Below are 24,899 nucleotides of genomic sequence, written 5' to 3' on the forward strand. Positions count from 1 at the left end.
TCGTTACAACGCGCGTTGCCACAGCCAGAACATCGCGCAAGCCGCGGCCGCGGACGAGCCGCCATACACCACGCCGGTCCGGTAAAAACGAGTCCCGCGCAGCAGGTAAGCGATGGGCAGAAAGACCGCGACGATCGCGAGCTGCCCGAGCTCCACGCCGAGGTTGAACCCGAGCAGCGTGCGCAGGATCGGTTCGCCTTCCGCACCGACTTCGCTCAACACATTGGCGAAGCCGAAGCCGTGCAACAGCCCGAATCCGAAGGCGATCCAGACGCCGCTCGCGCCGGCAGTCCGTGGCAGGAGATTGACGAGCGCGGCGACGAATACCGATGCGGCAATCGCCGACTCGACCAGCCGGGCGGGTAGCACGATCCAACCCAAGGCCGCGCAGCTCAGCGTGATCGAGTGGGCGACGGTGAACGCAGACACGATGACGATCACGCGCAGAAACGATCCGGAGAAATCCGTGGCGGCTTCGCGCCCGTTCGGAGTGCGCCTGAGCACGGCGGGAATCAGCAGCACCAGCAGGAACAGCACATGGTCGTAGCCGATCCAGATGTGCCAGACGCCGGATTTGAGCAGAGCGGGGAATGGCGTCCGGGTCACGTTGGCGCGCGAGAAGATCGTGGCGCCGCCGGGGGCGGTGGTCTCGACGCGCTGCGAGCCGGAGCCTTCCCAGATGACTTTCAACGACGCGCGGTGCTCGGGCCGTTGCTCGAATAGCAGTGTGTAGTCGACATCGAGGGCTTCGATGGGGCGGGGCGCGATGGCGGAGAATTCGGACATCACGAACGGTTCGCCCTGGCGCGTGCCGAAGGTGAGCTTGTCGAAATGCACGCCAGGGTTGGCGCCGTCCGCCAGGACGCGCAGGTTCGCGTCCAGGGCCTCTTCGATATCCTTGCGGCGATTCTCGATCTCCGGCCAGGCGATGTCGCCATCGCGATTGCTATCGAGGCTGAGGGCCGCGTCGAGATCGAGCAACGGCACCTGCCACTCGCCGCGAATGCGCGCCTGATCGACGTGCAACGTGAGCAAGGACTCGTGCGACGACTGGGCGTGCACGACAGCCGCCGTCAGCGACAGCAGCAGAATCGCGAACAGACGACTCATTGCACGGAGTGCAGGCGACGCTCTCTGTTCCTTAGAAAGCCGATCAGCTCCGTGGCGATCGTCTTGACCGACTGTACGAACGCCTTCTGCACGCTGTTGAGCGGCCCCTCGGCGCGATAGACCGCATACAGGTTGATGTTCATGATGGGCTCGACGACCCGAGTTTGCAGTTCCGCGCCTGCCGACACGGCAGTGAACGGATCGACCAGTGCCAGGCCTTCGCCGCTGCATACGATGTCCTTGGCGATCTGATAGGTCTGCACCCAGGTCGAGATGCGTGCCGGCGGGTCGAGTTGCTCCAGATAGGCCTGCAACTGGCGGCCGAGTTGATCGGCGCGCGTAATGCCCAACAGCGTGGAGTTCGCCAGCGAGTCGATCGAGATCGGCTGTACGGCGGCCGTTCGCGACCAGGTGTCCTTCGGTGCGATCAGCACCAGCGGTCCTTCGCACAGATGTTCGCAGCGAATGTCCGGATGCGACAGCTCTTGCAGCGTGATGCCGACATCGGCCTCGCGAAGAATGATGGATTTGAGCATCTCGGGCGAGTGCTGCGTCGACAGCTCGATCGAGGTTTGCCCGAGCGTCTGACGCAGCCGGGCCAGCGACTTGGGAACGATGGCGTTCGCCAGCGTCGGCGTGCTGATGGCGCGCAACGGATACTTGTCCGCGCGAGCGATGTTGGACACGAGCCGCTGCAGATCGCGCAGCTCTTCGAAGATTCGCTCCATTTGTCCCTGCAACAGCCGGCCTTCGGGCGTGAGGTGCCACTGGCCCTTCAAACGCACGAACAAAGGAAAGCCGAGCCGGCGCTCCGCCTGCTTCAGCAGCTTGGTGGCCGCCGGCTGAGAAATATTCAACAGCGAAGCCGCATCGGTCAGCGTTCCCGCCTGCAGGATGGCCTGGAACATTTCGATGTAGCGCAGATGCATGACCCCCAATGGAGCGAGGTCGGCGTTGGTATCGCGCAATGTCGATTGCATGCAACTCCCCGAATTGCCGCGAGTGGGAACGGCGAGCGAAGTTGCAGCTTTCATGCCACGCAGCAAGGTGGCGGTGAGATCGTGCGTCGAGGCTCGCGCTAAAGAGGTCCGTACATTGTCACAACATCGCGGCATGCATGATTTTTTGAACGTGCCCCGAAAAATTCGTGGCGCGCCGGATCGTGCACTGTTTGGAGTCCTGGCGTCGCGCGAAATTGCGACCAAACAGTGCGTGGCGCGCGCGGCAAGCGCAAGCACGGTGCGTATAACCCATCGTTATGCACTCGACCTGCCTTTTCATGCCGCTCTGGCGCGAGTGTTGCTAGCGTTGTAGCTGTACCACTTGCACCAGAGGATTGCGCCGTTGCTCGACTCAGTTCCAAAGATCAGGACGATCGGTCGCCCCATCCAAGGACTGAATGTTTTATTTGCATTGGCCCTCGCGTCGCCGCTCGCCGCTCAGGAAGTCACGACGACTCCGCCGGTGACCGATGAGCAGGGCGCTATCGAAGATGTAGTCGTCACCGGCAGCCGCCTCGCGCGCACCGGCTACGAAACGCCCACACCGGTGACGGTGATCGGCGAGGTGGACATTCTGTCCTCCGGCCAGCCGAACATCGCCGACTTCGTCAATGAGTTGCCGTCCGTGGCGGGCAGCAGCGCTCCTTCCACTGCGAATCGCAGCTTGAGCAATGGCGCGGCCGGCATCAGCTCCGTGAACCTGCGCTCGCTCGGCAATGCACGCACGCTGGTGTTGCTGGATGGCCGTCGCTCGGTGGGCTCTCTCGCCCAGGGCACGGTGGACATCAACACGTTTCCGCAGGGCTTGATCAAGAACATCGAGATCGTCACCGGCGGTGCGTCGGCGACCTACGGCTCCGACGCAGTCTCCGGCGTCGTGAACTTCATTCTCGACAAGAATTACACGGGCGTGAAATTCAACATCGAGGGGGGCGAGACCTCGTATGGCGACGATCAGAACTGGCAGGCGACGGTGACGGCGGGCGTGCCGTTCGCCGACGGCCGCGGGCATCTCTTATTCAATGCGGAGTCCGCGCGTCGCGACGGCGTCTACGGCATGCATCGCGAGTGGGCGGACGACGGCTGGTACATGGTGAACAATCCGGCTTACCAGGCCGGCAACGGCGCGCCTGAGTACTTCGTGACCAACCATGCCGGCCAGAGCGTCATGACTCCCGGCGGCATCATCACGAACACCGCTTTGCGTGGCACGTATTTCGGCGTGGGCGGCTCGGTGAATCAATTCGCGTACGGCGCCACACGCGACCCATGGACGGTGGGCGGGGACTGGGAGCTCGGACAATCGAACCAGCTCACGTCGCTCGAACCGGAGAGCAATCGCGACGGCGTGTTCACTCGTCTATCGTGGGAGCTGACCGAGAGCACCTCTGTGTTCGCCGAGGCATCGTGGAATCGGAACAGCGCCAAGCAGTGGGGTGGCGTGCAATCGGATAAGGGCACGATCGTCATCATGGCGGACAATGCGTTCATCCCGGCGTCCGTGCGCCAGCGGATCGCCGAATACAACGCGTTGCCGTCCGCGGACATCACTCAATTCAATCTAGGCTCCTCGAACGCCGACATCCCGACTCGCGAGAGCGACAATGAGCGCACGGTGAAGCGCTTCGTGCTGGGTGCGGAGGGCTCGTTCCTGCTGGGCAGCGATTGGAAGTGGGATACTTATTATCAGCATGGCGTCACCGACGCCGATGAGCGCTTGTACTCGGCCAACACCGCACGGCTGCGTCTGGCGCAGGACGCGGTGTTCCATCCCGTCACGGGCGAGATCGTCTGTCGTTCCTCGATCGCCAATCCTGGCAATGGCTGCGTGCCCTTCAATCGCATGGGCATCGGCGTCAACAGTCCCGAGGCGCTGGCCTATTTCATGGGCCATCCGGAACGCACGCAGAAGTTCGAGCAGGACGTGGCGGCGCTGAACTTCAGCACCAAGGTGAGCAATCCCTGGCTCGATCCCATCGGCGTGGCTTTCGGTGTCGAATATCGACGCGAAGAAATCTCGGGCTACGTCGCGCCGGAATATCAGGAAGGCTGGATCGTCGGTAACTTCCTGCCCACCTTCGGCGACTACAACGTGCGCGAGGCCTACCTCGAAACACTCGTTTCGCTGCCGTGGCACCTGGAGTTCAACGGTGCGGCGCGCGGCACGGATTACAGCACGTCCGGTTTCGTGACGACCTGGAAAGCGGGCCTCGCGTGGTCGCCGCTTGCGGACTTGCGTACGCGAGTGACACTGTCTCGCGACATTCGCGCGCCGAACCTGGAAGAGCTGTACCAGGCGGGGCGGCGGCGTACCAACTCGCTGTCGGATCCGTTCTTCGGCGGTATCGCGCAACGCTTTACTGAAACGACGATCGGCAATACCGGGCTGCAGCCGGAGAAGGCGGATGCACTGACGCTCGGTGTCGTTTATCAGCCGTCGTTCGCGCCCGGCCTGGCGCTGTCGGTGGATTACTACGACATCAAGATCGACGACGCGATCAGCATGGTGACGGCGCAGGACATCGTCGATCGCTGCTATGACGGCAATCCAACCTTCTGCGGCGCCTTCACGCGCGATCCGACCTCGCAAACGGGTAACGAGCTGATCATCACCAATAGCCCGTTCAACTTCGTTTCCGAGCGTGCGCGCGGCCTCGATCTGGAGGCCAGCTATCGCTTCGCGCTGTCGGATCTGGGCAGCTCGTTGCCGGGCAATGTCACGTTGCGTTCGCTGGCCACACATTACATCGAGATGTCCTCGAACAACGGCGTCGATCCGGAGACCGACCGCGCCGGGCAGAACACCAACGGCGGCCCGCCGGATTGGCAGTATCGATTGTCGGCGGCGTACACGCTGGATCAGCTGACGGTGCAGCTCACCGGACGTGGCATCAGCTCGGGCACGTACGACAATACATACATCGAGTGCACCTCGGGGTGTCCGCAGTCGACGGCATTGGCTCGCACCATCAACACCAATCACATCGACGGCGCGTTCTATCTGGATGCCTTCATCGCGTGGACCCTGCAAACCGAGAGCCTGCGCAACCAGATCTTCTTCAAGGTGAACAACGTCACCGACAAGGATCCGGTCGTGGTCGGGCTCGGACCTGGCGACAGCAGCAACGTCGAGCCGGGCATCAATCGCGCGCTCTACGACTATCTCGGTCGCACCTTCCGCATCGGCTTTCGTATCGACTGGGGCTCATGACGAACGGATCTCGGACGGCGGCGATCAGTGCGGTCGTACTGCTCGCCGCTGGCATCTGGTTCTACGCACGAACGCCTGCAAAGCCCGCCGCCGCACCGGCGGGCGGCTCCGGCGTGCCCGTGACCGTGGCCGAGGTCGAGCGGCGGGATGTGCCTCAGCGCATTGCGGCGATCGGCACGGTTCAGTCGCTGCACACCGTCGTGCTTCGACCGCAGGTCACCGGCACGATCACCGAGGTGCTGTTCAACGAGGGCGAATTGGTCGAGCGCGGTGCTTTGCTGGCACGGATCGACGATCGCACCATCAGGGCGGCGCTGGCACAGGCACAGGCGGAGAAGGCGAGCGGTGAGGCGGACCTGCGCATCGCGGAGCTGGATCTGGCGCGATACAACGGCCTGAACGATCGCAGTATCGTGCCGCGCCAGACGCTCGAGCAGCAGGCGGCGCTGGTCGAGAAACTCAAAGCGGCGATTCGCGCGAGTGAAGCGCGTATCGAGGCGCAACGGGTGCAGCTCTCATTCACCGAGATTCGCTCACCGGTGCGCGGTCGGGTCGGCATTCGCCGGATCGATCCCGGCAATCTGGTGCAAGTCGGCGACGAGCAAGGTCTCGTGACCGTCACTCAGGTCAACCCGATCTCCGTCATGTTCACGTTGCCGCAGGAGGTATTGCCACGGTTACGGGATGTTTCCAAAGCGAGTCAAAGAATGCGTGTCACCGCGTTCGACCGCGATGGCAGCGCGCCTTTGGCCCAAGGGCGCCTGACGACGCTCGACAATCAGATCGACACCGCAACCGGAACCCTGCGTCTGCGCGCCGAGTTCGACAACGCGAGCAACGACCTGTGGCCCGGACAATTCGTGACCTTGCAGCTGGAGACCGGCACGAGCGCGGGCGCGACTGTCGTGCCCGCGCACGCCCTCCAGCAAGGTCTGGAAGGACCGTTTGTTTATCGCGTGACAGATGCGGTCGCCGAGCCGGTCCCGGTGGTCACCAGTTATCTCGACGATGAGATCGCGGTCATCGCCACCGGCGTCATCCCCGGCGATGTGATCGTGATCGATGGGCAGTCGCGGCTCAGGCCGGGCGCGAAAGTGAAGGCATCGACAGCCAGCGGCAAAGAACATGTCGCCGGCACCTGAGCCCGCGGCGATGAGCCGTGCCCAGGCGAGCCTGGCGCGCGCGACGATCTCGAGCTGGTGTGTCGCGCATCCCATCGGCACGACGTTGCTGACGATAGGGTTGATTCTGCTCGGCATCGTCGCCTATCCGATGTTGCCGGTCGCGCCGATTCCGGAAGTGGATCTGCCGACCATCGAGGTGAGCGCGTCGTTGCCGGGGGCCAGCCCCGAAACCATGGCCTCATCGGTGGCGACGCCACTGGAAGTCCAACTGAGCGGCGTGCCGGGCATTCGTGAGATGACGTCGAGCAGCTCGCTCGGGCGCACGTCCATCACCTTGCTGTTCGAGCTCGAGAAAGATATCGACGTGGCTGCCCAGGAAGTGCAGGCCGCGATCAACGGGGCGTCCGCCCGATTGCCCGCGGAACTGCCGAGCCTGCCGACCTGGAAGAAATCCAATCCCAACGACAGTCCGATTCTCGGCCTGAAAATGCAGTCCGAGGTAATGACGCTGACTGCGCTGAGCGACATCGCTGAAACCTCGGTCGCGCGCCAGCTCAGTCAGATCGGCGGCGTGTCGGAAGTGAATATCTACGGTCAGCGTAAGCCCGCGCTGCGTGTGCAGGCGTCGCCGGAGAAGCTCGCGGCACTGGGACTGACGTTTGCCGATCTGCGGCAGATCATTCAATCCGGCAGTGTGAATCGCGCCAAGGGGGCGATCTATGGCGAGGGTCGAGTCTCCACCCTGGCCACCAACGATCAAATCTTTCGACCGGCGGATTACGACAACCTGATCGTGGCGTACAGACAAGGCGCGCCGGTGTTTCTGCGCGATGTCGCCAAGGTGTCGCTGGGCGCCGAGAACGACTACATAGCGTCCTGGCAGAACGGCAAGCCGGGCGTTTACATCATGGTCCGGCGCCAGCCTGGAGCGAACATCGTTGCTACCGCCGAAGCGGTGCAAGCGGCATTGCCGGCGATTCGGGAGCGCTTGCCGGCCAGCGTCGAGCTCGCGGTGCTCAACGACCGCACGCGCACGATTCGATCGTCGCTGCACGAAGTGCAGCTCACGCTGGCGGTGACGTTCGTGCTGGTCATTCTCGTCATGGGCGCCTTCCTGCGGCAGCTGTCGGCGACGATCATCGTCGCCTGCGTGTTGACGGTGGCGCTGGTCGCGACCGTGGCCGCGATGTATGTACTGGGATTCAGCCTCAACAATCTGACCTTGGTGGCGCTGGTCGTGGCGGTGGGGTTCGTGGTCGACGACGCCATCGTCGTGGTCGAAAACATCCATCGACATCTGGAAGCGGGCGAGCGGATGCCCGCGGCGGCGCTCAAGGGCACAGCTGAGATCGGCTTCACGGTGGTCTCGATCAGTTTGTCGCTGGTTGCCGCTTTCATTCCACTGTTGCTGATGGGCGGCGTGGTCGGTCGTCTGTTTCGTGAGTTCGCCGCGACGCTGACGGCGGCGATCGTGTTCTCGGTGATCGCGTCGTTGACCCTGGCACCGATGATGGCCGCGCGCTTCATGAAGCCGTTGCCGGCCCATGAACCTGGAACGACGAGTTTCAGTGACCGGCTGGTGGCGGGGTACGGCCGGGGGCTCGACTGGGCGCTTGGGCATCAGCGCATCGTGCTGACAGGGTTTGCGCTGACGATCGGGATCGCAATCGCGGGCTACGTGTTCGTGCCCAAGGGATTCTTCCCGCTCCAGGATACCGCCTACATCGTCGGCTCCTCACGCGCCGCCGACGACGTTTCCTATTCCAGCATGGTGCAGAAACACCAGGCGCTCGCCGAGATCCTGAGTCGAGAGCCGGCAATCCAGGCAATCAGCCACGTGGTCGGCGCCGCGCCGCCTAACCCGAATCTGGCGAACGGACGTTTCTACTTGGTGTTGAAGGACCGGAGCGATCGGGACGTGTCCTCGGAGGAGCTCATCGAACGGCTGCGTTCGCAATTGAATCAGGTGCCCGGCATCAATCTGGTCCTGCGTACCCAGCAGGATATCAATCTCGCCGGTCGTGGCTCGCGCTCTCAGTATCAATATGTGTTGAGCGGAGCCGACAGCGGCGAGCTGGGCGAGTGGGCCAATCGCCTCGCGGAGAAGTTGCAGAGCATGCCGCAGTTCCGAGACGTCTCCAATGAAATGCAATTGCGGGCGGCGGTGACGAAACTCACGATAGATCGGGTCGCGGCCGCCAGGTTCGGGTTGCGCGCGGAGGATATCGATCAGGTGCTCTACGACGCCTACGGCCAGCGCCAGATCAGCGAATATCAGAACGAGATCAACCAGTACAAAATCATCCTGGAAGCGGACCCGCGACAGCGCAGTCGGGCCGATAGCCTGCAACACTTCTATTTACGCTCGCCGACGACCGGTCGGATGGTGCCACTGGCGGCGGTGACGCGCGTCGAGCCGCCGTCGGTCGGCCCGTTGAGCATCACTCACGACGGCATGTTTCCATCCGCAACGATCTCTTTCAACATGGCGCGAGGCATCGCCCTGGGCGAGGCGGTGAAGTTGATCGCGCAGGCGGAAGCGGAGGTCGGGGCGCCGGCCACCATCAAAGGAACATTCAAAGGCAACGCGCAGGCGTTCCAGGAAGCACTCGCCACTCAACCGTGGCTCATTCTGGCGGCGCTGGTCACGGTCTATATCATCCTGGGCGTGCTGTACGAGAGCTTCGTGCATCCGTTGACGATTCTCTCGACGCTGCCTTCGGCGGGCGTCGGCGCGATCTTCGCGCTGTGGGCCGTGGGGCAGGACTTTTCCATCATGGCGCTGATCGGCGTCGTGCTGCTGATCGGCATCGTGAAGAAGAACGGAATTCTGCTGGTCGACTTCGCGCTCGAACGGCAGCGCGCGGGCGCCACGCCAATCGCCGCCATTCACGAAGCCTGTCTGGTGCGGTTTCGCCCCATCATCATGACGACCGTGGCCGCGATGCTTGGCGCCGTGCCACTGATGCTCGGCTTCGGTACTGGATCTGAGCTGCGACAGCCCCTCGGTATCGCAGTCTTCGGCGGGTTGCTGGTGAGCCAGCTGCTGACGCTCTACACGACCCCCGTGATCTATCTCTGGCTCGACCGGCTCTTTGCCGGCCGCGCGCCCGAGACCGAATCGATGTCCCCTTTGATGTTTGCGGAGAAATAGAGAGTGAATCAGTTGACGAGCCTCGGCACCACTTACGCGCCCCATTTTTCCCGTCGCAGCCGGCGCAATGAGTGGTCGAACGAGGATCTCCACCGCCTGCGAGACCTGGCGGCCACCGGCACGCCCCTGAATGCCATCGCCGCCGCGCTTCGGCGGACTGCGTCGGCGGTCAGAAACAAGGCGGGAATGCACGGGATTTCTTTGCGGTCGCCGCGCTGAGGCGGCGGCGCTCAAGCCCGATCACCCTCCGCGCCGGCGAGCGGCGCTCCAAGCAGACCGAATAGAATGCAGTAGAAGCTGATCGGCAATATCAGGAACCATCAAAGCGCGCGCTTGGGGCGAGCGGGCTCCCGGGTGACTGCGGCACTTCACCAGTCGACAGGGCTGACGTGCGGCACGACATTGTTGTACGGTTGAGTCAGCCGAGCAATCGAAGATTCGGCACGGCGCGCCTCGCAGTTTCACGCTGATCGTGCGAGGATCGTCCCGATTCGATCATTGCGAGGATCGTCGATGAATCGCCAGCCAAGGAATTCCGGTGCATCGTCAGCCTTGCTCGCGTTGATCCTGCTCTGCCTGCCCGCGTTCGCTCAACCTGAGATTCCCGAGACTCCGGCCGGGCAGGCGTTCGCGGACTGGCTCACTTCTTTCAACTCGGCCGATCCGAAACAAGTCGCCGCTTTCAATCGGAAGTACCGCCGCAAAGGTGACGTCGCCGATACGTTGCAGTTTCGTGAGTACACGGGTGGGCTCGAGCTTCTGCAGTTGGAACGGAGCGCTCCCGACAACCTGCTGGCACTGATGAGGGAGGGCGAGTCGCAACGGGGAATGTATCTGGAGGTGACCGTCAAGGGCGACGGTCGCGGTGACAATCTCATCATGGAGATTCGTCCGGCGTCGCTGCCGCCGCAGTTTGCGGCATCGAGATTGTCGATGGTCGATACGCTGGCCGCGCTACGAGATCGGGCCACGCAGAAGACTGCGGCGGATCGATTCTCCGGCGCGCTGCTGTTCGCGAGGAGCGAGCAGATTCTGCTCCAACAGGCCTGGGGATATGCCGATCGCGAGGCATCGCGAGCAGCGACGACCGAAACACAGTTCCGCCTGGGTTCGATGAACAAGATGTTCACGGCAGTGGCGCTATTGCAGCTCGTGGACGCCGGCAAGCTGTCGCTGCAAGGGACCGTCGGCCAGTATCTTCCGTACTATCCGAATCGTGACATCGCAACGAAAGTCACATTGCATCAGCTGCTCACGCATACCGGTGGAACGGGCGACATCTTCGGTCCGGAGTTCGACGTTCACCGCCTGCAACTCGAGGCGCACGCTGACTATGTGACGCTCTTTGGCACGCGTGGGCCGGTGTTCGAACCCGGTTCACAGGACGGCTATTCCAACTATGGATATGTCCTGCTCGGTCGTTTGATCGAAGTGGCCAGCGGCATGTCGTATTACGACTATGTCCAGCAGCACATCTACGCGAAGGCCGGCATGCAATCGACGGGCTCCTTGCCTGAATCGCAAGTCGTGCCCGGTCGCTCTCTGGGATACACCAGGGAAGAGGGCCGGTTGGTGTCGAACGCGAGCTCACTACCATTTCGTGGAATGGCCGCCGGTGGCGGTTACTCCACCGTCGGCGACTTGTTACGTTTCGCGCAAGCGCTCGAAGCCGGCAGGCTCCTCCCGAAACAACTTCTTGCCGCCGCGACGTCACCAAAGAACCTCGGCGGCGGCTTCGGCTATGGCTTCGCCCTTCAGGGTGAGGGAGCGATGCGCTTCTACGGAGGTGTCGGGGGCGCGCCCGGGATGAATGGTGAGCTTAGAATCTACCCGGAGTTGGGATATATCCTGGTGGGGCTCAGCAACTTTGATCCACCCGCGGCGGAGAACATGGTGGAGTTTTTCTCGGCGCGGATGCCGATCGATCGGAGGTGACATAAACCATCGCCAGGATGATCCGTCGTCCGCCAAGGCATATACTGCTCCGGCGCGCGGGGGCGCGCGACATAAATAACTATTCGGAGCGGGCACTCGTATGGATAGCACTCGGTTTCTTGCCGCCGCTGCCCTTGTGACAATCATGTACGTCGCCGCACCGGCGACGTACGCAGCTGACCTCGCGACCACACTGACGATCGATCAGGTCACTGTGTATCCTCAAACCGCCGCGGTCGTGCTGCTGTGGAAGCTGCCGGGCACACCCAAGAAAACCGAATCGATTCATCACTACTATTCAGTGCGCTATCCGAGTGATCGCGCACTGTCGCCGGATGAGTCGGGCGGGTAGCGCGCGGTTACGCGTTCTCCCGCGCAGTCTTCAACGCCTTCGTCCACCACAACAAGTCGTCAATCGCCTGGTTGGCGACGCCATCCAACTCGGTCAGGTGCGGGGAGACGTCCTTGCCTTGGAAATGCGCGTACACGGCCGCAATCGGAATGTGAACGGCGTGGCGGATCGGCGCGAGGTGAAGTTCGACTGCGATCTCGCGTAGCTGCTGAATGGCGCGCGAGCCGCCGACGCCGCCATGGCCGACAAAGGTGACCGCCTTGCGGTGCCATTCCTGATAAACCCAGTCGATGGCATTCTTCAGTACCGCGGGCGGCGCATAGTTGTACTCGGGTGTCACTATGACAAAGCCGTCGGACGCCGCGATCGCCTGGGTCCAGCGCTTCACCACCTCGGGCCCGTACGCCGGCCGGCCCGGCATGCCGGGTGGCAGGGCGGCGTCGAAGAACGGCATCGGATAGTCGGCGAGGTCGAGCAGGCGCACCTCGATGCCTGCGCGCTGCTGCAGACGATCGAGGATCCAGCGTGCGGACTTCTCGGAGAAACGTCCCTGACGAACGCTGCCGACGATGACGGAAATGACGGTCATGATGTGCTCTGCTCGATTGGGCTACAATGGTGGCCTGGTTACTTTTCGGAACCGACGCTAGGATGAGTACTGCAGGACGACGCCGCAAGAAGGCACTTTTTTGAGCGGCAGGCACTTTTTTTAGCCGGAGGCACATTCTTGATACCTACTGAGGAAGGCGACCACACCGAGTGTCGCGCGATCAGCGAGATGCTCGCCCGCATCGGCGACAAGTGGACCGTGCTGGTCGTGGAGCTGCTCAAGAGCGGACCGATGCGCTTCAATGAGATTCGTCGCACGGTGAGCAGCATCTCCCAGCGCATGCTCACGCTCACGCTGCGCGATCTCGAACGCGATGGCCTCGTGACGAGGACGGTGTATCCGACGATTCCGCCGCGAGTGGAGTACGAGTTGACGAAGCTGGGCCGCTCTCTCTACGAACCCATCTCGGCCGTGGCAGCGTGGGTGCGCAGGAATCGCCCGAGCATCGAGGCCGCACGCAAAGTGTTCGATGACGGCGGCACGGCGAAGCCCAGTCATCGACGTGGACCGAAGCGCGTGCCCATGCTGCCCAAACGTCCACGGATCAGCGGTTGAGATAACAGCGCAGGAATCCAAGCTGGGTGAGGGCAGGCACCGCCGTCCTCCATGTACAATGCCTCGGTCGAAAAGTCGATCTCAGAGGCGCCAATGATCATTTCTGAAGTTGCCGTATTCGGCGAGGCTGGGGCCGCGCAGTACATCCAGCACGTCACTGCTGGAGCCCACCAGATGCTCGCCGACGAGCCCAAAGAGCGCGACGGTGGCGACGCCGGTCCGGCGCCTTTTGATTATTTTCTCGCGGCGCTCGGATCGTGCACCTCGATCACGCTGCGCATGTATGCCGATCGCAAAGGCTGGAACCTCGGCAATGTGTCAGTGAAGCTCGAGTACATTCGAGAAAGCAAAGAAGTCGCCAGGATCACTCGCGCGGTGTCGGTCTCCGCACCGATCAGTGAAGAGCAACGGGCCCGCCTGGCGGACATCATCGAGCGCACGCCCGTGACGCTCGCCATCAAGCAGGGGGTCGGGATCGCTTCGACCGTGTCGATCGGTCAATAAACTGCCCGCTGAGGAAAAACGCCCCCGAGTTCGTCATGACGTTGGTTGTCGGTGCGGGGGCAGCTGTAACGATACAACGGCCCGTCCGTTTCCGTTGGACGCGGACTGGCCAGGATGAGTCCCGCTACTTCGCCGACTTCATGAATTCCTCGGCGCGGCGACCCATCTCTTCGGGCGGGACATCTTCGACGTGCGTCGCTACTGTCCATACATGGCCGAAGGGGTCCTGCAGCGTCCCTGACCGATCGCCATAAAACTGATCCTTCACGCCCTGCAGTTCCTTGGCACCGGCGGCCAGGGCCCGCTTGAAGACGTCATCGACTTTCTCGATATACAACATGAGACTCACGCCGGCGCCGCCGATGGACTTCGGGCTGCGATAGCCCAGCTCCGGGTATTCGTCGGCGAGCATGATCTTCGAGTCGCCGACGGACAGCTCGGCATGGGCGATCTTGCCGTCGGGTTTGGGCATGCGCATGTCTTCGGTGGCGCCGAACGCTTGTTTGTAGAAATCGATGGCCCGGCTCGCGTCGTCGACAATGAGGTAGGGCGTGATCGAGTGATAGCCTGCGGGGATGGGCTTGACCATGATCGTTGGCTCCGGTGGTTGTGCTCGAAGACCTCAGCATAGGACCGAGACATGACACCTGAAGGAGGGATTCCGGTCAATCGAGCCCGGGGCAACGCTTGAGGAAAACACCGACGAAGCGAAAGTTGCGCACTTTCTGACTATCTCGGGGCGCGAGCCGACCTGTATCGTACCTGGATGAACAGTTCGGCGTTCATTTCCTGTGACGAGAGCGTCATTCGAGGCGCTCACGATGGCGCCACGCCTTGTGCGGAACGCTCCAGACCGTGGGTGCTCGCTGCAACCATCGTCGGCTCCAGCATGGCGTTCATCGATACGTCGGTGGTCAACGTCGCGCTGCCCGCCATTCAGGCCGATCTCGCGACGCCGGTGCGCGAGGCCCAGTGGGTGGTCAACGCTTACATGCTGATGCTTGGCGCGTTGCTGCTCGTCGGTGGTGCGGCCGGCGATCGGTTCGGTCGACGCCGGATGTTTGTAATCGGCACCGTGGTGTTCGCGGTGGCATCCGTCGCTTGTGCCTGGGCGCCCGATGCATCGGCGCTGATCGCGGCCAGAGCGATTCAAGGCGTGGGTGGCGCGCTGCTCGTTCCCGGCAGTCTGGCGATCATCAGTGCGACGTTTCCCGAGAACGAACGAGGCCGTGCCATTGGCACCTGGGCTGGGTCCTCCGCGCTCACGACAGCGTTGGGCCCGGTGGTCGGGGGATGGCTGGTCGACACCTGGTCGTGGCGAATCATATTTCTGATCAACGTGCCGATCGCGGCGGTTGCGGTCCTGATCGCGCTGTGGCACGTGCCGGAGAGCCGCGTCGAGTCGCGCGATGTGGCGGTGGACTGGGCTGGCGGCGCGTTGGCCGTCGTCGGGCTGGGCACGCTGGCGTATGGTTTGACGCTTGCGTCGGAGAGTGGCTGGAGTGGGGCGTCTGTGCTCGGCTCGCTGGCAATCGCGGTGGTTGCGCTGGGTTTGTTTGTGTGGCGTGAGACTCGGGCGCGTGTTCCGATGATGCCGCTCGAGCTGTTCCGGTCCAGAAACTTCAGCGGCGCCAATACGATCACGCTGCTGCTGTACTTCGCCCTGGGCGGGGCCATGTTCTTCATCCCGTTCAATCTGATTCGAATTCAAGGCTATTCGGCGGCCGCCGCAGGCGCGGCGTTTCTGCCTTTCAGCTTGATCATGGGCGTGCTGTCGCGCTGGTCCGGCGGGCTGATCGAGAAATATGGCGCCCGCACCTTGCTGACGATTGGACCCGCGGTCGTCGCCGCGGGCTTTGTGTTGCTCGCGATGCCGGGCATGGGGGGCTCGTACTGGACGACGTTCTTTCCACCCATGGCGGTGATCGGGTTTGGGATGGCGCTGAGCGTGGCGCCGCTCACGACGAGTGTGATGCGCGCTGTCGATGATCGTCACGCTGGTGTCGCATCCGGCATCAACAATGCAACGGCGCGAGTCGCGGGCATGCTCGCGGTGGCCGTTCTGGGGATGGTTGCGGTCGCCTCGTTTGGCAACGCGCTCGACGAACGTCTGGAGACGATGTCGCTGTCGAATGAAACGCGTGAGCTGGTGCGTGCTGAAGTCCCAAAGCTCGCTGAAGCCGCCGCGCCGCCGTCAGGCGATGACGCGCAACGAATGGCGCTTCAACGAGCGTTCAAAGAGTCGTTTGTGCACAGCTTTCGGGTCGTGTCGCTGGTCGCAGCGGCGCTCGCTTTCGCGAGCGCCGTGTGCGGGTGGCTGACTATCGAATCGAACCGTCGTCTTCCCGCGGGATGACCGCAGCCGCGCTCCTTGAGTCGCGCAGCTTTTCCGGCCTCAGAACTTGATTGTCGCGCCCAGCGTGTAAGTGCGGCCGATATCGGTCTGGAACAGCGTGTCTTCGCGCGTGCTGTCGATGAACAGCGTATTGCGTTCCTCGGTGAGGTTCTGTGCTTCCAGAATCACCGTCAGATAGTCGTTGAAGTTCCACGAGGCCGCCGCGTCGAGATAGAACGTTTCGCCGTTTCCTTGCAGATCGCTGCCGGCTGAAGCGGGAATGCCGCGAATGTACTTGTCGCGGAAGGTGCCGGTGGTGCGAATGCTGAAAGTGCCGTCGTCGTAGAACAGCGTGCCGCTGGCTGAGTTCTTGGACAGGCCGACCAGATCCGCAGTGGTCGATGAAGTGATGACGCCGCCGACGCTGGTCAGGATGTACTGGATCTCCGATTCGACACGCGTGTAGTTGGCGAGCACGCCGAAATGGCTCCACATCCCGGGTAGCATGTCGAGCTGCAGTTGCGCGTTGAGCTCGAAGCCCTTGAGCGGGCCGCCCTTGGTGTTCTCCAGGCGGCTGACGTTGAAAATCTCGCTCGGCAAGGTCGGCGTGCCGGCGAGCAGCGAGTCGGGCAGGCCGAGCTCGGTGTAGACGATCGGGCTGGTGATGCGCTGGATGTAAGTTTCGATGTCCTTGTAGAAGTATGCAGCCGACAGCAGCGAGCCCGGGCGGAAGTACCATTCGAGGGCCACGTCCGCGGTCTTGGCGCGAATCGGATCGAGGAACGGATTGTTCACCGTGCCGGTACGCGTAGTGGCAGTGATCGTCGCGGTCGGGGTCAGGTTGCCGAGCTCGGGTCGGGACATCACTTTCGATGCCGAGAAGCGAGCCAGCAGGTCGGGCGTGAGATCCACCACCACATTCAGCGACGGCAACGTGTCGCTGTATTCGCGATCCACCTGATTGCGCTGACCAACGGCCTGGAACGGTGCGCCCGCGGGGGCGACGACAGGGATATAGCCGACGGCGGACTGATCCGTTTTCACATAGCGAACACCGATATCGCCGCGCACCGGGAAGCGCCAGTCGCGGCCGCTGTCGAACTTGAACATGAAGAAGCCGCTGGTGACTTTCTCCAGGATCTGTGACTGGGCGGCGCCGCACTCGACCTCGCAGAAATCCATGTCGGCGAAGTTGAACACTTCACGCCACTTCTTGGAGTCGATCGCCACCCAGCTGGCTGGCGCGCCGGAGCCGAACGAGTCATTCAAGCCCGTGATGCGACGGGTGAGGTCGGCAAGGGTTACGCCGTTGGGCAGGGCCAGCGTCGCCGCCTGCGACGGCACCAGGTTGGAATTGCGACTGTGGAAATCGTTCTCGCGATATTGTCCGCCGAGCGTCAGCGCGATCTGGTCGGTGGCCTGCCACTCGCCGGCCAGATCGAAGTTGGCGATCTGGGTCACGTTGCGCGACGGCTTGCCTTGTGTGGAGAAGCCACCGAGCACGGTCTGATTGCCGTCCGGAGTTGGCGCGTATTGGAAGCTGGCCGGATCGTTGACGTCGATGCCGAAGCCGATCAGCGGCGTCTCGCGACCGCCACGGAAATCGAGCGTGAAGTTCTGGGCATCGATGTGGTCCATGTAGGTTTGCAGACGCATCGGGCCGTCCCAGATGGAATTGGACCGGCCGGCCAGACCGCTGATCTTGAAGCTGTCGTTGAAGCGGTGCTCGAACGTCAGGTTGGCCTGCTCGAACGTGGACACGAATTGATCCACCAGCCCCTCGGAGCGCACATCGACGCCGTCGAACACCGCATATTCCAGCGAACCGTTCTTGTCGAAAGAAATATCCTTGACGGCCACCATCGGCTGGCCGTTGTTGGTGAGACTGCGGCCGAATGACAGACCGAGGATGTAGTTGTCGCGACGCTCCACTTGATAGCGCGACAGCAAACCGTCGAGCGCGATGTCGGTGTTCTCGTTGGGTTTCCACTGCAGCGTCAGCGTGCCGCCGGTGCGCTCGGTATCTTGCTCGGAGTTCACATAGCGAGGCAGGCGAGGCAGGAAGGCGCCGCTGCCTGGGGTGTTGGGCGCATCCGCACGGCGCATGTTATAGACGGTGTTGAAAGCCGCCAGGTTGCTTGAGCGAGGAGTGAGCGCGCTGCAATTCGATGCCGTTGATCCGCGGCTTCCGGTCACCGGGCTCGGCCCAGTGGCGGTCCAGCCGATCGGTGTGCAGTAAGGCAACAGGATCGGTGCGGCACTCGTGCCAATGTTGTTGCCGTTGGTATTGGCCGAGAGTACGTCGACGGCCGAATAGCCGACTTCGCGAATGTTCCGTTTCTGGAAGGCCGCGGACGCGAGCACGCCGAACGTGTTGTCGAAGAACTTTTGTGAGAACAGCATCGACGCGCGCGGATCCAGGTCCTCGCTGATGGTGTTGAACACGCCACGTCCTGTCAGGCTGAACACCCGGTCCTGCGCGAAATCGAACGGGCGGGGCGCCTTCAGATCGACCGTCGCCCCGAGCGAGCCTTCTTCGACGTCCGCGGATGGTGTCTTGCGAACCGCGAGCTGCGAGAAGATTTCGGTGGGGAAGACATTGAAGTCGAAGCTGCGGCCGTTGTTGCCGGCGCCGTAGATGTCGCTCGAACCTGCCTGCGCAGCGGCTTCCATGCCGTTGACTCGTACGCGAGTAAACAGAGGTCCGAGGCCGCGCACCGAGATGTTTCGGCCTTCGCCGCCGTCGCCGCGAGACAGCGTCACACCGGGGATGCGCTGCATGGATTCGGCGAGGTTGCTGTCTGGGAATTTGCCGATGTCTTCGGCGGCGATGACATCGATCGACCCGGTCTCCGCCCGCTTTTCGGCCAGCGCCGTGTTCAATGAGCCACGGAAGCCGGTGACTACGATTTCCTCCAGCTGACTGTTGTCTTGCTGAGGAGCAGGGCCGGTCTCGGCGGCGAGCGCTGCGAGGGGGATGACAAGGGAGCTACTCAATAGCGCCGCGGACACAGCGGCAGAAACGACGGATCGACCACGATTCGACATCGGCATAGGTCCCCCAATCACGTTCGTTATATGAGCTGTTACCTCGGCACGGGGTAACCGGTTACCTCCGGCGCCCACATTTGTCCGAGTTAGGCGTCATCATGACAGCTCTTGATTGAAAGTGAAATATTTTGAAGCTAAATGATGGCTGGCGACAGGGGCCGATCGCAGGATGCTGCCGGGGTGAATCGCCGCGGTTCGCTGGTGATATTCGTAAATTCATGGGGTTAGAGCACGGCTTCGGCGCCTGCAACGGAGGTTCGGTGCATCCTGCGTCCGGAATCCGCGGCGTAGGGAACGACCCGATGCAGTGCGCCCGTGCCTGATGTCTTCAGTCTTCATTTCCTATCCGGGGACTTGCCGGGCGCGGAGCCCATTCGAGTCCTACCTTATGAAGACGGCTGCGGGGCGTCTTGATAGCAGACGACAGAAGGCAGACTCTAGATCGCGGCCAGCCGAAGGACGGTGTCCGGGTAGCGCTGAACCATTCGAATCAGCAAGGCCGCCTGGGCATTGGGTTTCGCCCGGCCTTGTTCCCAGTTTTCGACGGTTCGCACGTTGGTACGCAAGTAGCCTGCAAACAGTCCCCGGGAAAGATTCATATCCTTGCGAAGCTTGGCGAGCTCGCGAGGAGTGATTTTCGGAGCGGGCTTGATCTTGACGGTGTGCGTACGCAACGTTCGCTTTCCCGCGCGCTGCTCGGCGAGTGCATCGAAGCCTTCCGTCAGTTCCGCGAACAGATCGCGCTTTTTATTCATACATGCTCCTCATTCTCAGCTCGTCTTTGACGAGTCCTCTGAAGATTTCTCGTTGCCTGGGCGTCAGATCGGACGCCTCGTCCTTGTCGTACAGCGTAAACAGCCAGAACTCCGGCCCGCTGAGCCAGTAGTAATAAATCACGCGCAAGCCGCCGCGTTTGCCTTTGGACCTTCGAGTATCCACCCAACGCACTTTTCGAAGGCCTCCGGCTCCTTCGATCAGTTCGCCAGCTCCCGGGTTGGCCATCAGCGCCTCCTGTAACTTCTGGAAGCTGTCCTCGTCCAGGTAATCGGGGCGGTGCCGCTCGAACGCCGGCAATTCGACGAAAACTGCATTCATATGAGTATACGCAAGTTACGTAGAGAATGCATCGGGCTTTTTTTGCCCGACGCGGTGAAGGGCGGCGACTGTCATGATGGCGGCATCACAGGGGTGGTTTGAGCCGTGTTGAGAAGCAAACGGGCGCGCTAAAACTGCTGGAATCAGCTGACTTTTGTGTTAGCGATCGATGGCGAGTCGTTGTGCGTTCGCTCGGCTCTGGGGACGGCGGGTTCGTAATACCGTGTTACGCTCAGCTCAATGACTGTCGCCGGAGAAGCCATGCGCGTTGCAATCGTGGGAGCGGGTGCGATTGGCACCTGGCTGGGTGTTCGACTGGCGAATGCCGGGCAGGAAGTGAGTGTGCTGGCGAGAGGGGAGACGCTGGCGGCGGTGAGGCGGCAGGGGTTGCGGCTCGTCATCGGTGGCGGCACGCGCATTGCGACGGTGAATGTCAGTGATCGTGCGGCGGATCTGGGTGAGCAGGATCTGGTGGTGCTCGCTGTCAAAGGTCAGGCATTGGCCGGTGTGGCGGAGTCGGTTGTGGCTTTGTTGGGGGAAGAGACAACGATTCTGTCGGCGATGAATGGTATTCCGTGGTGGTTCTTTCACGGGTTACCTGTGGCTTACGCGGATACCTCGTTACGCTCGGTCGATCCTGATGGACGCGTGACTCACTTGATGCCGCCAGCGCGAATGTTAGGTGGCGTCGTGCACGCATCGTGCTCAGTGCAGACGCCCGGATGTTCGATTCATAAGAGCGGTAACGGACTCATCATTGGTGAGCCATCCGGCGGAACGTCAGCACGACTCGACGGCGTTGTCGCCGCGCTTCGCGCCGCGGAGTTCGATGTCACGGTCAGTCCGCAGATTCAGAAGGACATCTGGTACAAGCTCTGGGGCAACATGACCATGAACCCCATCTCCGCACTCACCTCGGCCACGTGCGATCTGATTCTCGATGATCCGCTCGTCAGCGGTTTCATCTTACGGGTCATGGCGGAAGCGGCTGAGATCGGGTCGCGAATCGGCTGTCCCATCGCGGAGAGTGGCGAGGCCCGCATGGCGGTCACTCGCAAGCTCGGCGCCTTCAAAACATCCATGTTGCAAGATGCAGAGGCCGGTCGCTCGCTCGAGATCGACGCACTGGTCGCAGCGCCTCGCGAGATCGGGCGCATGGCGGGAGTGGAGACGCCGAATATGGATGCGCTGCATGGATTGATTCGGTTGTTTGCTAACCGCTCAGCACCCGCTCGATAAACCAGCCCAAGCCCACGGCGATGAGTGCGCCCGAGAGCACCGAGCTCGCTTTCAGCCCCCATTGACGTTTGAACATCCAGATCGTCAGCGGCAAGCACATCGCGACGATGCTCAGTTGGCCGAGCTCGACGCCGATGTTGAAGAACAGCAGTGTGCCGACCAGATCATCGCCCAGGCCCCAGTGGCGTGAACGTTTGTCCGCAACTCGTCATGCAGGTGTGCGCGCCCTATACTTGCCGCCCCTGAATTCGACAGGTAGACCGCACGATGAAAAATCATGGCGTGATCGCCGCGCTGGCTGCATTGATCTGGTTCACGGCGCCCGTTGTATCCAACGCCGCCGAGCCAACGCCGCCGGCGGAGCAGGAAAAGAAGGCCGAGGACAAGCAGGAGAAGCCGAAGCCCGAACCGAAGCTGTGGACGTCGCGTCATCAGATTCGCATCGGCGGCAAAGCCATCGATTACGAAGCAACCACCGGCACGCTGTTGATGAAGGACGAGAAGGATGAGCCGATCGCGCTGTTCGGCTTCACGGCCTACGTTCGTCAGGGGCAGGACGCACGCACGCGTCCCATCGTGTTTGCATACAATGGCGGTCCAGGCTCAGCCTCGGCTTGGTTGCACATGGGCATTCTCGGTCCGCGTCGCGCCGTGCTCGAAGACCTCAGCAGCAACACGCGCGGTCCCTTCAAAGTCGTCGACAACGAATTCAGCTTCCTCGATCGCGCCGACCTGGTGTTGATCGATCCGGTCGGCACCGGCTTCTCGCGCGCCGTCGGCAAGGCCGAGGGCAAGCAGTTCTGGGGCGTGGACAACGACATCAAGTCGGTCTCCGACTTCATCGTGCGTTACCTCGGTGAGTACCGCCGGTGGGCGAGTCCCAAGTTCGTACTCGGTGAGAGCTACGGTGGCATCCGCACCGGTGGCGTCACGTACGACTTGCTGACCCGTCACAACGTGGCGTTGAACGGCATCATTCTGGTGTCGCCGTATCTGGACTTCGTGAGTGGCACCGCCGGTTTGAACACCGACGCGGGCGATGCCAACTTCCTGTCGACGTATGCGTCGACCGCCTGGTATCACAAGGTGCTCAACCCGCAGCCGCCTGAACTGCAGCCGTTCTTGCGAGAAGTGGAGCAGTGGATCGAAGCCGTGTATCTGCCGGTGCTCTACAAGGGGGCGCGTGCGACGGCCGAGGAGCGGCAAAGAGCGCTCGAGGGTCTGGCTCGCTACACCGGCGTCAGCGCCGCCTACTGGGACGCGGCCAATCTGCGCATGGACGAAAATCATTTCCTGCAAGAATTGATGCGCGCCCAGGGCAAGACGATCGGACGCATCGACTCGCGCTTCGCCGGCGGCATGCCGAGCCGGATTTCCGAAGCCACCGCATTCGATCCTTATGCAAGCGCCGTCGCTCCAGCAGTCGTCGCGACCTACAACGCCTACGTGCGCGATGAGCTCAACGTGGTTTCGGATCAGAAGTACGAGCTGTCGGCGGGGCTGTACAAGGATTGGGACGTGAGCCACGTGCAGCCGGATACGAACGGCCAGAAGGTGCCGTATGCCAACGTGCTGCCCGATATTTCCTATGCGATGACCATGAATCCGAAGATGAAAGTACTGGTGCAGTCGGGCTACTTCGACCTGGCGTGCCCGTACGGCACCGTGAAGCACGCGATCGATCATCTCAACATCACGCCGGAGTTGCGGCGTAACGTGCATATCGAGTTCTACGAAGCCGGCCACATGATGTATGTGCACCCCGGCTCGATGGCCAGGTTCAGCGAGCACATCAAGACTTTCATCGACCAGAACGCGAAGTAACGGCGTCGAGGTCCGGGCACAAGCTCAACACCACGCTGTTGCTTCGCTATGTCGGCCGCAAGAGAGATCTTCCAGCCGGCCGCCTGAACGTGCAAAGCTTTTGTGGCGCGCTCCGATACATTACTGTCGGGGCGTTTCACAGGAGATTGCACGTGATTAAAAAGAGTCCTGGAATCCTGGGCACGGTATTGGCCGCCTGCGCGTTGCAGGCCGCGCCGCCGGCCGCATTCGCGGAGGCGGCACCTGAACTGAAGAAGGCGACGCTCGCCGGCGTCGACAAACGGGCCAAGCTGGTGCAGGAGATGGTGGACTCCATCTACAGCTTCGCCGAGCCGGGCTTCCAGGAATTCCGGACGTCGGAATACATCACCGGCATTCTCGAAAAGAACGGCTTCACCATCGAGCGGGGCGTCGCTGGCATTCCCACGGCGTGGACGGCGAAGTGGGGCAGTTCGGGGCCGTTGATCGCGCTGGGCAGCGACATCGACGCGTTGCTCGGCCTGTCGCAGCTGCCGGGTTCGCCGACCATCAAGGCGCAGGTCACCGGCGCGCCAGGGCATGGCGAGGGGCACAACTCCGGCATGCCGGCTATCGTCGCGGCCGCTCTGTCGGTCAAGGAAGTGATGGAGAAGAACAAGATCCAGGGCCGCCTGATGATCTGGCCGGGCGTTGCCGAAGAGCTGCTGGGCTCCAAGGCTTTCTATGTGCGCGCCGGGCTGTTCAAGGACGTCGATGCGTCCATCTTCACTCATGTCAGCAAGGATCTGAGCACGTCATGGGGACCGGCCGGCAACAACGGCATGGTGTCGGTCGAATACACCTTCCTCGGCAAGACGGCCCACTCGGCGGGCTCGCCCTGGTCCGGTCGCAGCGCGCTCGACGGCGTCGAGCTCATGAACATCGCATGGAATATGCGACGCGAGCATCTGCCGCTCACGCAACGCTCGCACTACGTGATCACGAACGGCGGCGGTCAGCCGAATGTCGTGCCTGGTGAGAGCACGGTCTGGTATTACTTCCGCGATCAGACGTTCCCGGCCATTCGAGATCTGTACGAGATCGGTAACACCATCTCGCAGGCGGCCGCGCAGGCCACTGGCACTACGGTGAGCCGCCGCCTGCTCGGCTATGCAGCGCCGAATTTCGGTAACAAGCCGCTGGCGGAAGCGGCGTACGAGAACATGAAAGCCATAGGCATGCCGCAATGGAGCGACGACGACCAGGCATTTGCGAGAGCCGTGCAAGAGGCGAACGGCTTCAAAGTCGAGAAGCTCGCGAGCGAGGTGGCGGCGCTGACCACGCCTGAGACCCGTGATAACGGTACGCGCGGCGGCTCCGATGATATTGGCGACATCATGTGGACGGTGCCGACGATCACGATCCGTTTTCCGTCGAATATTCCCAACGTCATCGGTCACAACGTCACCTCGGCCATGGCGATGGCCACGCCGATCGCGCACAAGGGCGCGGTGACGGGGGCAAAGGCGGTCGCGCTCACTGTGATGGATATGGTGACGACGCCGGCACTGCTGGCCAGCGCCAAGGACTATTTCCACAACGAACAGCTCAAGGATACGAAGTACGACCCGGTGCTGACGGCCGAGGATCGGCCGGCCATTCATCTCAACAAGGAGTTGATGGACCGGCTGCGGCCGCAGATGACCCAGTACTACTACAACCCGAAGAAATACAGCAGCTACCTGCAGCAGCTCGGCATTGCCTATCCGGCCGCCGCGACAGCACCGGCGACGCCGTCGGGCGCGGCTCCTCGATAGCGGGTCCGAAAGCCTCGGAGTGGG

General features: G+C 62.3%; 20 protein-coding genes. 12 read left to right on the forward strand and 8 right to left on the reverse strand.

The window, feature by feature from the left end; genetic code table 11:
- Positions 1-3: 3 nt before the first annotated feature.
- Both EKO19_RS24865 and EKO19_RS24870 read right to left on the reverse strand, forming a co-directional pair.
- Positions 4-1,110: a HupE/UreJ family protein gene (locus EKO19_RS24865; RefSeq protein WP_129779615.1), complete on the reverse strand. Its 1,107-nt coding sequence runs from the start codon at positions 1,108-1,110 to the stop codon at positions 4-6.
- Positions 1,107-2,090 carry a LysR family transcriptional regulator gene (locus tag EKO19_RS24870; protein WP_175597178.1) on the reverse strand — a complete coding sequence of 328 codons (984 nt, stop codon included), beginning with the start codon at positions 2,088-2,090 and terminating at the stop codon, positions 1,107-1,109. Before EKO19_RS24870 ends, EKO19_RS24865 begins: the two co-directional genes overlap by 4 nt.
- A 364-nt stretch (positions 2,091-2,454) precedes the next feature.
- On the opposite strand from EKO19_RS24870, the gene EKO19_RS24875 reads away from it, so the two are divergent.
- From EKO19_RS24875 to EKO19_RS24900, 6 genes are all read left to right on the forward strand, one after another.
- Positions 2,455-5,322, forward strand: a complete 2,868-nt coding sequence (locus tag EKO19_RS24875; RefSeq protein WP_246038953.1) for a TonB-dependent receptor plug domain-containing protein — start codon at positions 2,455-2,457, stop codon at positions 5,320-5,322.
- Positions 5,319-6,464, forward strand: a complete 1,146-nt coding sequence (locus EKO19_RS24880) for an efflux RND transporter periplasmic adaptor subunit (protein WP_129779621.1) — start codon at positions 5,319-5,321, stop codon at positions 6,462-6,464. Before EKO19_RS24875 ends, EKO19_RS24880 begins: the two co-directional genes overlap by 4 nt.
- The gene (locus EKO19_RS24885; protein WP_129779623.1) at positions 6,448-9,600 is read left to right on the forward strand and encodes a multidrug efflux RND transporter permease subunit; all 3,153 of its coding nucleotides are present in this window, start codon (positions 6,448-6,450) and stop codon (positions 9,598-9,600) included. The genes EKO19_RS24880 and EKO19_RS24885 overlap by 17 nt, the downstream gene beginning before the upstream one ends.
- Before the next feature lie 3 nt (positions 9,601-9,603).
- Positions 9,604-9,819 (forward strand): hypothetical protein, encoded by a 216-nt coding sequence (locus EKO19_RS24890; RefSeq protein WP_129779625.1) that lies wholly within the window; start codon positions 9,604-9,606, stop codon positions 9,817-9,819.
- Between the two features lie 294 nt (positions 9,820-10,113).
- Positions 10,114-11,535 (forward strand): serine hydrolase domain-containing protein, encoded by a 1,422-nt coding sequence (locus EKO19_RS24895; protein ID WP_129779627.1) that lies wholly within the window; start codon positions 10,114-10,116, stop codon positions 11,533-11,535.
- A 145-nt stretch (positions 11,536-11,680) separates the two neighbouring features.
- Positions 11,681-11,887, forward strand: coding sequence for a hypothetical protein (locus EKO19_RS24900; protein WP_157995428.1), 207 nt, complete (start codon positions 11,681-11,683; stop codon positions 11,885-11,887).
- A 7-nt stretch (positions 11,888-11,894) separates the two neighbouring features.
- Here EKO19_RS24900 and EKO19_RS24905 read toward each other — a convergent pair whose 3' ends face one another.
- The gene (locus EKO19_RS24905; protein ID WP_129779631.1) at positions 11,895-12,476 is read right to left on the reverse strand and encodes an NADPH-dependent FMN reductase; all 582 of its coding nucleotides are present in this window, start codon (positions 12,474-12,476) and stop codon (positions 11,895-11,897) included.
- 189 nt (positions 12,477-12,665) lie between these two features.
- On the opposite strand from EKO19_RS24905, the gene EKO19_RS39565 reads away from it, so the two are divergent.
- Entirely contained in the window at positions 12,666-13,052 is a 387-nt protein-coding gene (locus EKO19_RS39565; protein WP_129780279.1) for a winged helix-turn-helix transcriptional regulator, read from the forward strand.
- Between the two features lie 93 nt (positions 13,053-13,145).
- Entirely contained in the window at positions 13,146-13,556 is a 411-nt protein-coding gene (locus tag EKO19_RS24915) for an OsmC family protein (RefSeq protein WP_129779633.1), read from the forward strand.
- Between the two features lie 124 nt (positions 13,557-13,680).
- Here EKO19_RS24915 and EKO19_RS24920 read toward each other — a convergent pair whose 3' ends face one another.
- Complete coding sequence (locus tag EKO19_RS24920; RefSeq protein ID WP_129779635.1) at positions 13,681-14,148, reverse strand: VOC family protein; 468 nt, start codon at positions 14,146-14,148, stop codon at positions 13,681-13,683.
- A 174-nt stretch (positions 14,149-14,322) separates the two neighbouring features.
- Here EKO19_RS24920 and EKO19_RS24925 point away from each other — a divergent pair, with 174 nt between their 5' ends.
- Complete coding sequence (locus EKO19_RS24925; RefSeq protein WP_129779636.1) at positions 14,323-15,912, forward strand: MFS transporter; 1,590 nt, start codon at positions 14,323-14,325, stop codon at positions 15,910-15,912.
- A gap of 39 nt (positions 15,913-15,951) precedes the next feature.
- On the opposite strand, the gene EKO19_RS24930 is transcribed toward EKO19_RS24925, so the two are convergent.
- The 3 genes from EKO19_RS24930 to EKO19_RS24945 all read right to left on the reverse strand — a co-directional run bounded on the left by EKO19_RS24930 (position 15,952) and on the right by EKO19_RS24945 (position 20,037).
- Positions 15,952-18,939, reverse strand: coding sequence for a TonB-dependent receptor (locus EKO19_RS24930; protein ID WP_129779638.1), 2,988 nt, complete (start codon positions 18,937-18,939; stop codon positions 15,952-15,954).
- A 440-nt stretch (positions 18,940-19,379) separates the two neighbouring features.
- A complete protein-coding gene (locus EKO19_RS24940; protein ID WP_129779640.1) occupies positions 19,380-19,697 on the reverse strand; it encodes a helix-turn-helix domain-containing protein in 318 nt (105 codons plus the stop codon).
- A complete protein-coding gene (locus EKO19_RS24945) occupies positions 19,690-20,037 on the reverse strand; it encodes a toxin (protein ID WP_129779642.1) in 348 nt (115 codons plus the stop codon). The genes EKO19_RS24940 and EKO19_RS24945 overlap by 8 nt, the downstream gene beginning before the upstream one ends.
- A gap of 261 nt (positions 20,038-20,298) precedes the next feature.
- Here EKO19_RS24945 and EKO19_RS24950 point away from each other — a divergent pair, with 261 nt between their 5' ends.
- Positions 20,299-21,276, forward strand: a complete 978-nt coding sequence (locus tag EKO19_RS24950; protein WP_129779644.1) for a 2-dehydropantoate 2-reductase — start codon at positions 20,299-20,301, stop codon at positions 21,274-21,276.
- Here the strand turns inward: EKO19_RS24950 and EKO19_RS40005 are convergent.
- Positions 21,251-21,451: a HupE/UreJ family protein gene (locus EKO19_RS40005; RefSeq protein ID WP_129780281.1), complete on the reverse strand. Its 201-nt coding sequence runs from the start codon at positions 21,449-21,451 to the stop codon at positions 21,251-21,253. The two genes, EKO19_RS24950 and EKO19_RS40005, sit on opposite strands and share 26 nt — an antisense overlap.
- A 92-nt stretch (positions 21,452-21,543) precedes the next feature.
- Here EKO19_RS40005 and EKO19_RS24960 point away from each other — a divergent pair, with 92 nt between their 5' ends.
- Together EKO19_RS24960 and EKO19_RS24965 are read left to right on the forward strand one after the other, a co-directional pair.
- Complete coding sequence (locus EKO19_RS24960; RefSeq protein ID WP_129779646.1) at positions 21,544-23,100, forward strand: S10 family peptidase; 1,557 nt, start codon at positions 21,544-21,546, stop codon at positions 23,098-23,100.
- A gap of 155 nt (positions 23,101-23,255) precedes the next feature.
- Positions 23,256-24,875, forward strand: a complete 1,620-nt coding sequence (locus EKO19_RS24965; RefSeq protein ID WP_407676665.1) for an amidohydrolase — start codon at positions 23,256-23,258, stop codon at positions 24,873-24,875.
- The last annotated feature ends 24 nt before the right edge of the window (positions 24,876-24,899 follow it).

Source organism: Peristeroidobacter soli, assembly GCF_004138485.1.
GTDB lineage: Bacteria > Pseudomonadota > Gammaproteobacteria > Steroidobacterales > Steroidobacteraceae > Steroidobacter > Steroidobacter soli.

What these genes read in the sequence shown, in the direction of transcription:
- EKO19_RS24865 (WP_129779615.1), bottom strand. Translation starts at nt 1,110, where the DNA reads ATGAGTCGTCTGTTCGCGATTCTGCTGCTGTCGCTGACGGCGGCTGTC.
- EKO19_RS24870 (WP_175597178.1), bottom strand. Translation starts at nt 2,090, where the DNA reads ATGCAATCGACATTGCGCGATACCAACGCCGACCTCGCTCCATTGGGG.
- EKO19_RS24880 (WP_129779621.1), top strand. Translation starts at nt 5,319, where the DNA reads ATGACGAACGGATCTCGGACGGCGGCGATCAGTGCGGTCGTACTGCTC.
- EKO19_RS24885 (WP_129779623.1), top strand. Translation starts at nt 6,448, where the DNA reads ATGTCGCCGGCACCTGAGCCCGCGGCGATGAGCCGTGCCCAGGCGAGC.
- EKO19_RS24895 (WP_129779627.1), top strand. Translation starts at nt 10,114, where the DNA reads ATGAATCGCCAGCCAAGGAATTCCGGTGCATCGTCAGCCTTGCTCGCG.
- EKO19_RS24900 (WP_157995428.1), top strand. Translation starts at nt 11,681, where the DNA reads ATGTACGTCGCCGCACCGGCGACGTACGCAGCTGACCTCGCGACCACA.
- EKO19_RS24905 (WP_129779631.1), bottom strand. Translation starts at nt 12,476, where the DNA reads ATGACCGTCATTTCCGTCATCGTCGGCAGCGTTCGTCAGGGACGTTTC.
- EKO19_RS39565 (WP_129780279.1), top strand. Translation starts at nt 12,666, where the DNA reads ATGCTCGCCCGCATCGGCGACAAGTGGACCGTGCTGGTCGTGGAGCTG.
- EKO19_RS24915 (WP_129779633.1), top strand. Translation starts at nt 13,146, where the DNA reads ATGATCATTTCTGAAGTTGCCGTATTCGGCGAGGCTGGGGCCGCGCAG.
- EKO19_RS24925 (WP_129779636.1), top strand. Translation starts at nt 14,323, where the DNA reads ATGAACAGTTCGGCGTTCATTTCCTGTGACGAGAGCGTCATTCGAGGC.
- EKO19_RS24930 (WP_129779638.1), bottom strand. Translation starts at nt 18,939, where the DNA reads ATGTCGAATCGTGGTCGATCCGTCGTTTCTGCCGCTGTGTCCGCGGCG.
- EKO19_RS24940 (WP_129779640.1), bottom strand. Translation starts at nt 19,697, where the DNA reads ATGAATAAAAAGCGCGATCTGTTCGCGGAACTGACGGAAGGCTTCGAT.
- EKO19_RS24945 (WP_129779642.1), bottom strand. Translation starts at nt 20,037, where the DNA reads ATGAATGCAGTTTTCGTCGAATTGCCGGCGTTCGAGCGGCACCGCCCC.
- EKO19_RS24950 (WP_129779644.1), top strand. Translation starts at nt 20,299, where the DNA reads ATGCGCGTTGCAATCGTGGGAGCGGGTGCGATTGGCACCTGGCTGGGT.
- EKO19_RS24960 (WP_129779646.1), top strand. Translation starts at nt 21,544, where the DNA reads ATGAAAAATCATGGCGTGATCGCCGCGCTGGCTGCATTGATCTGGTTC.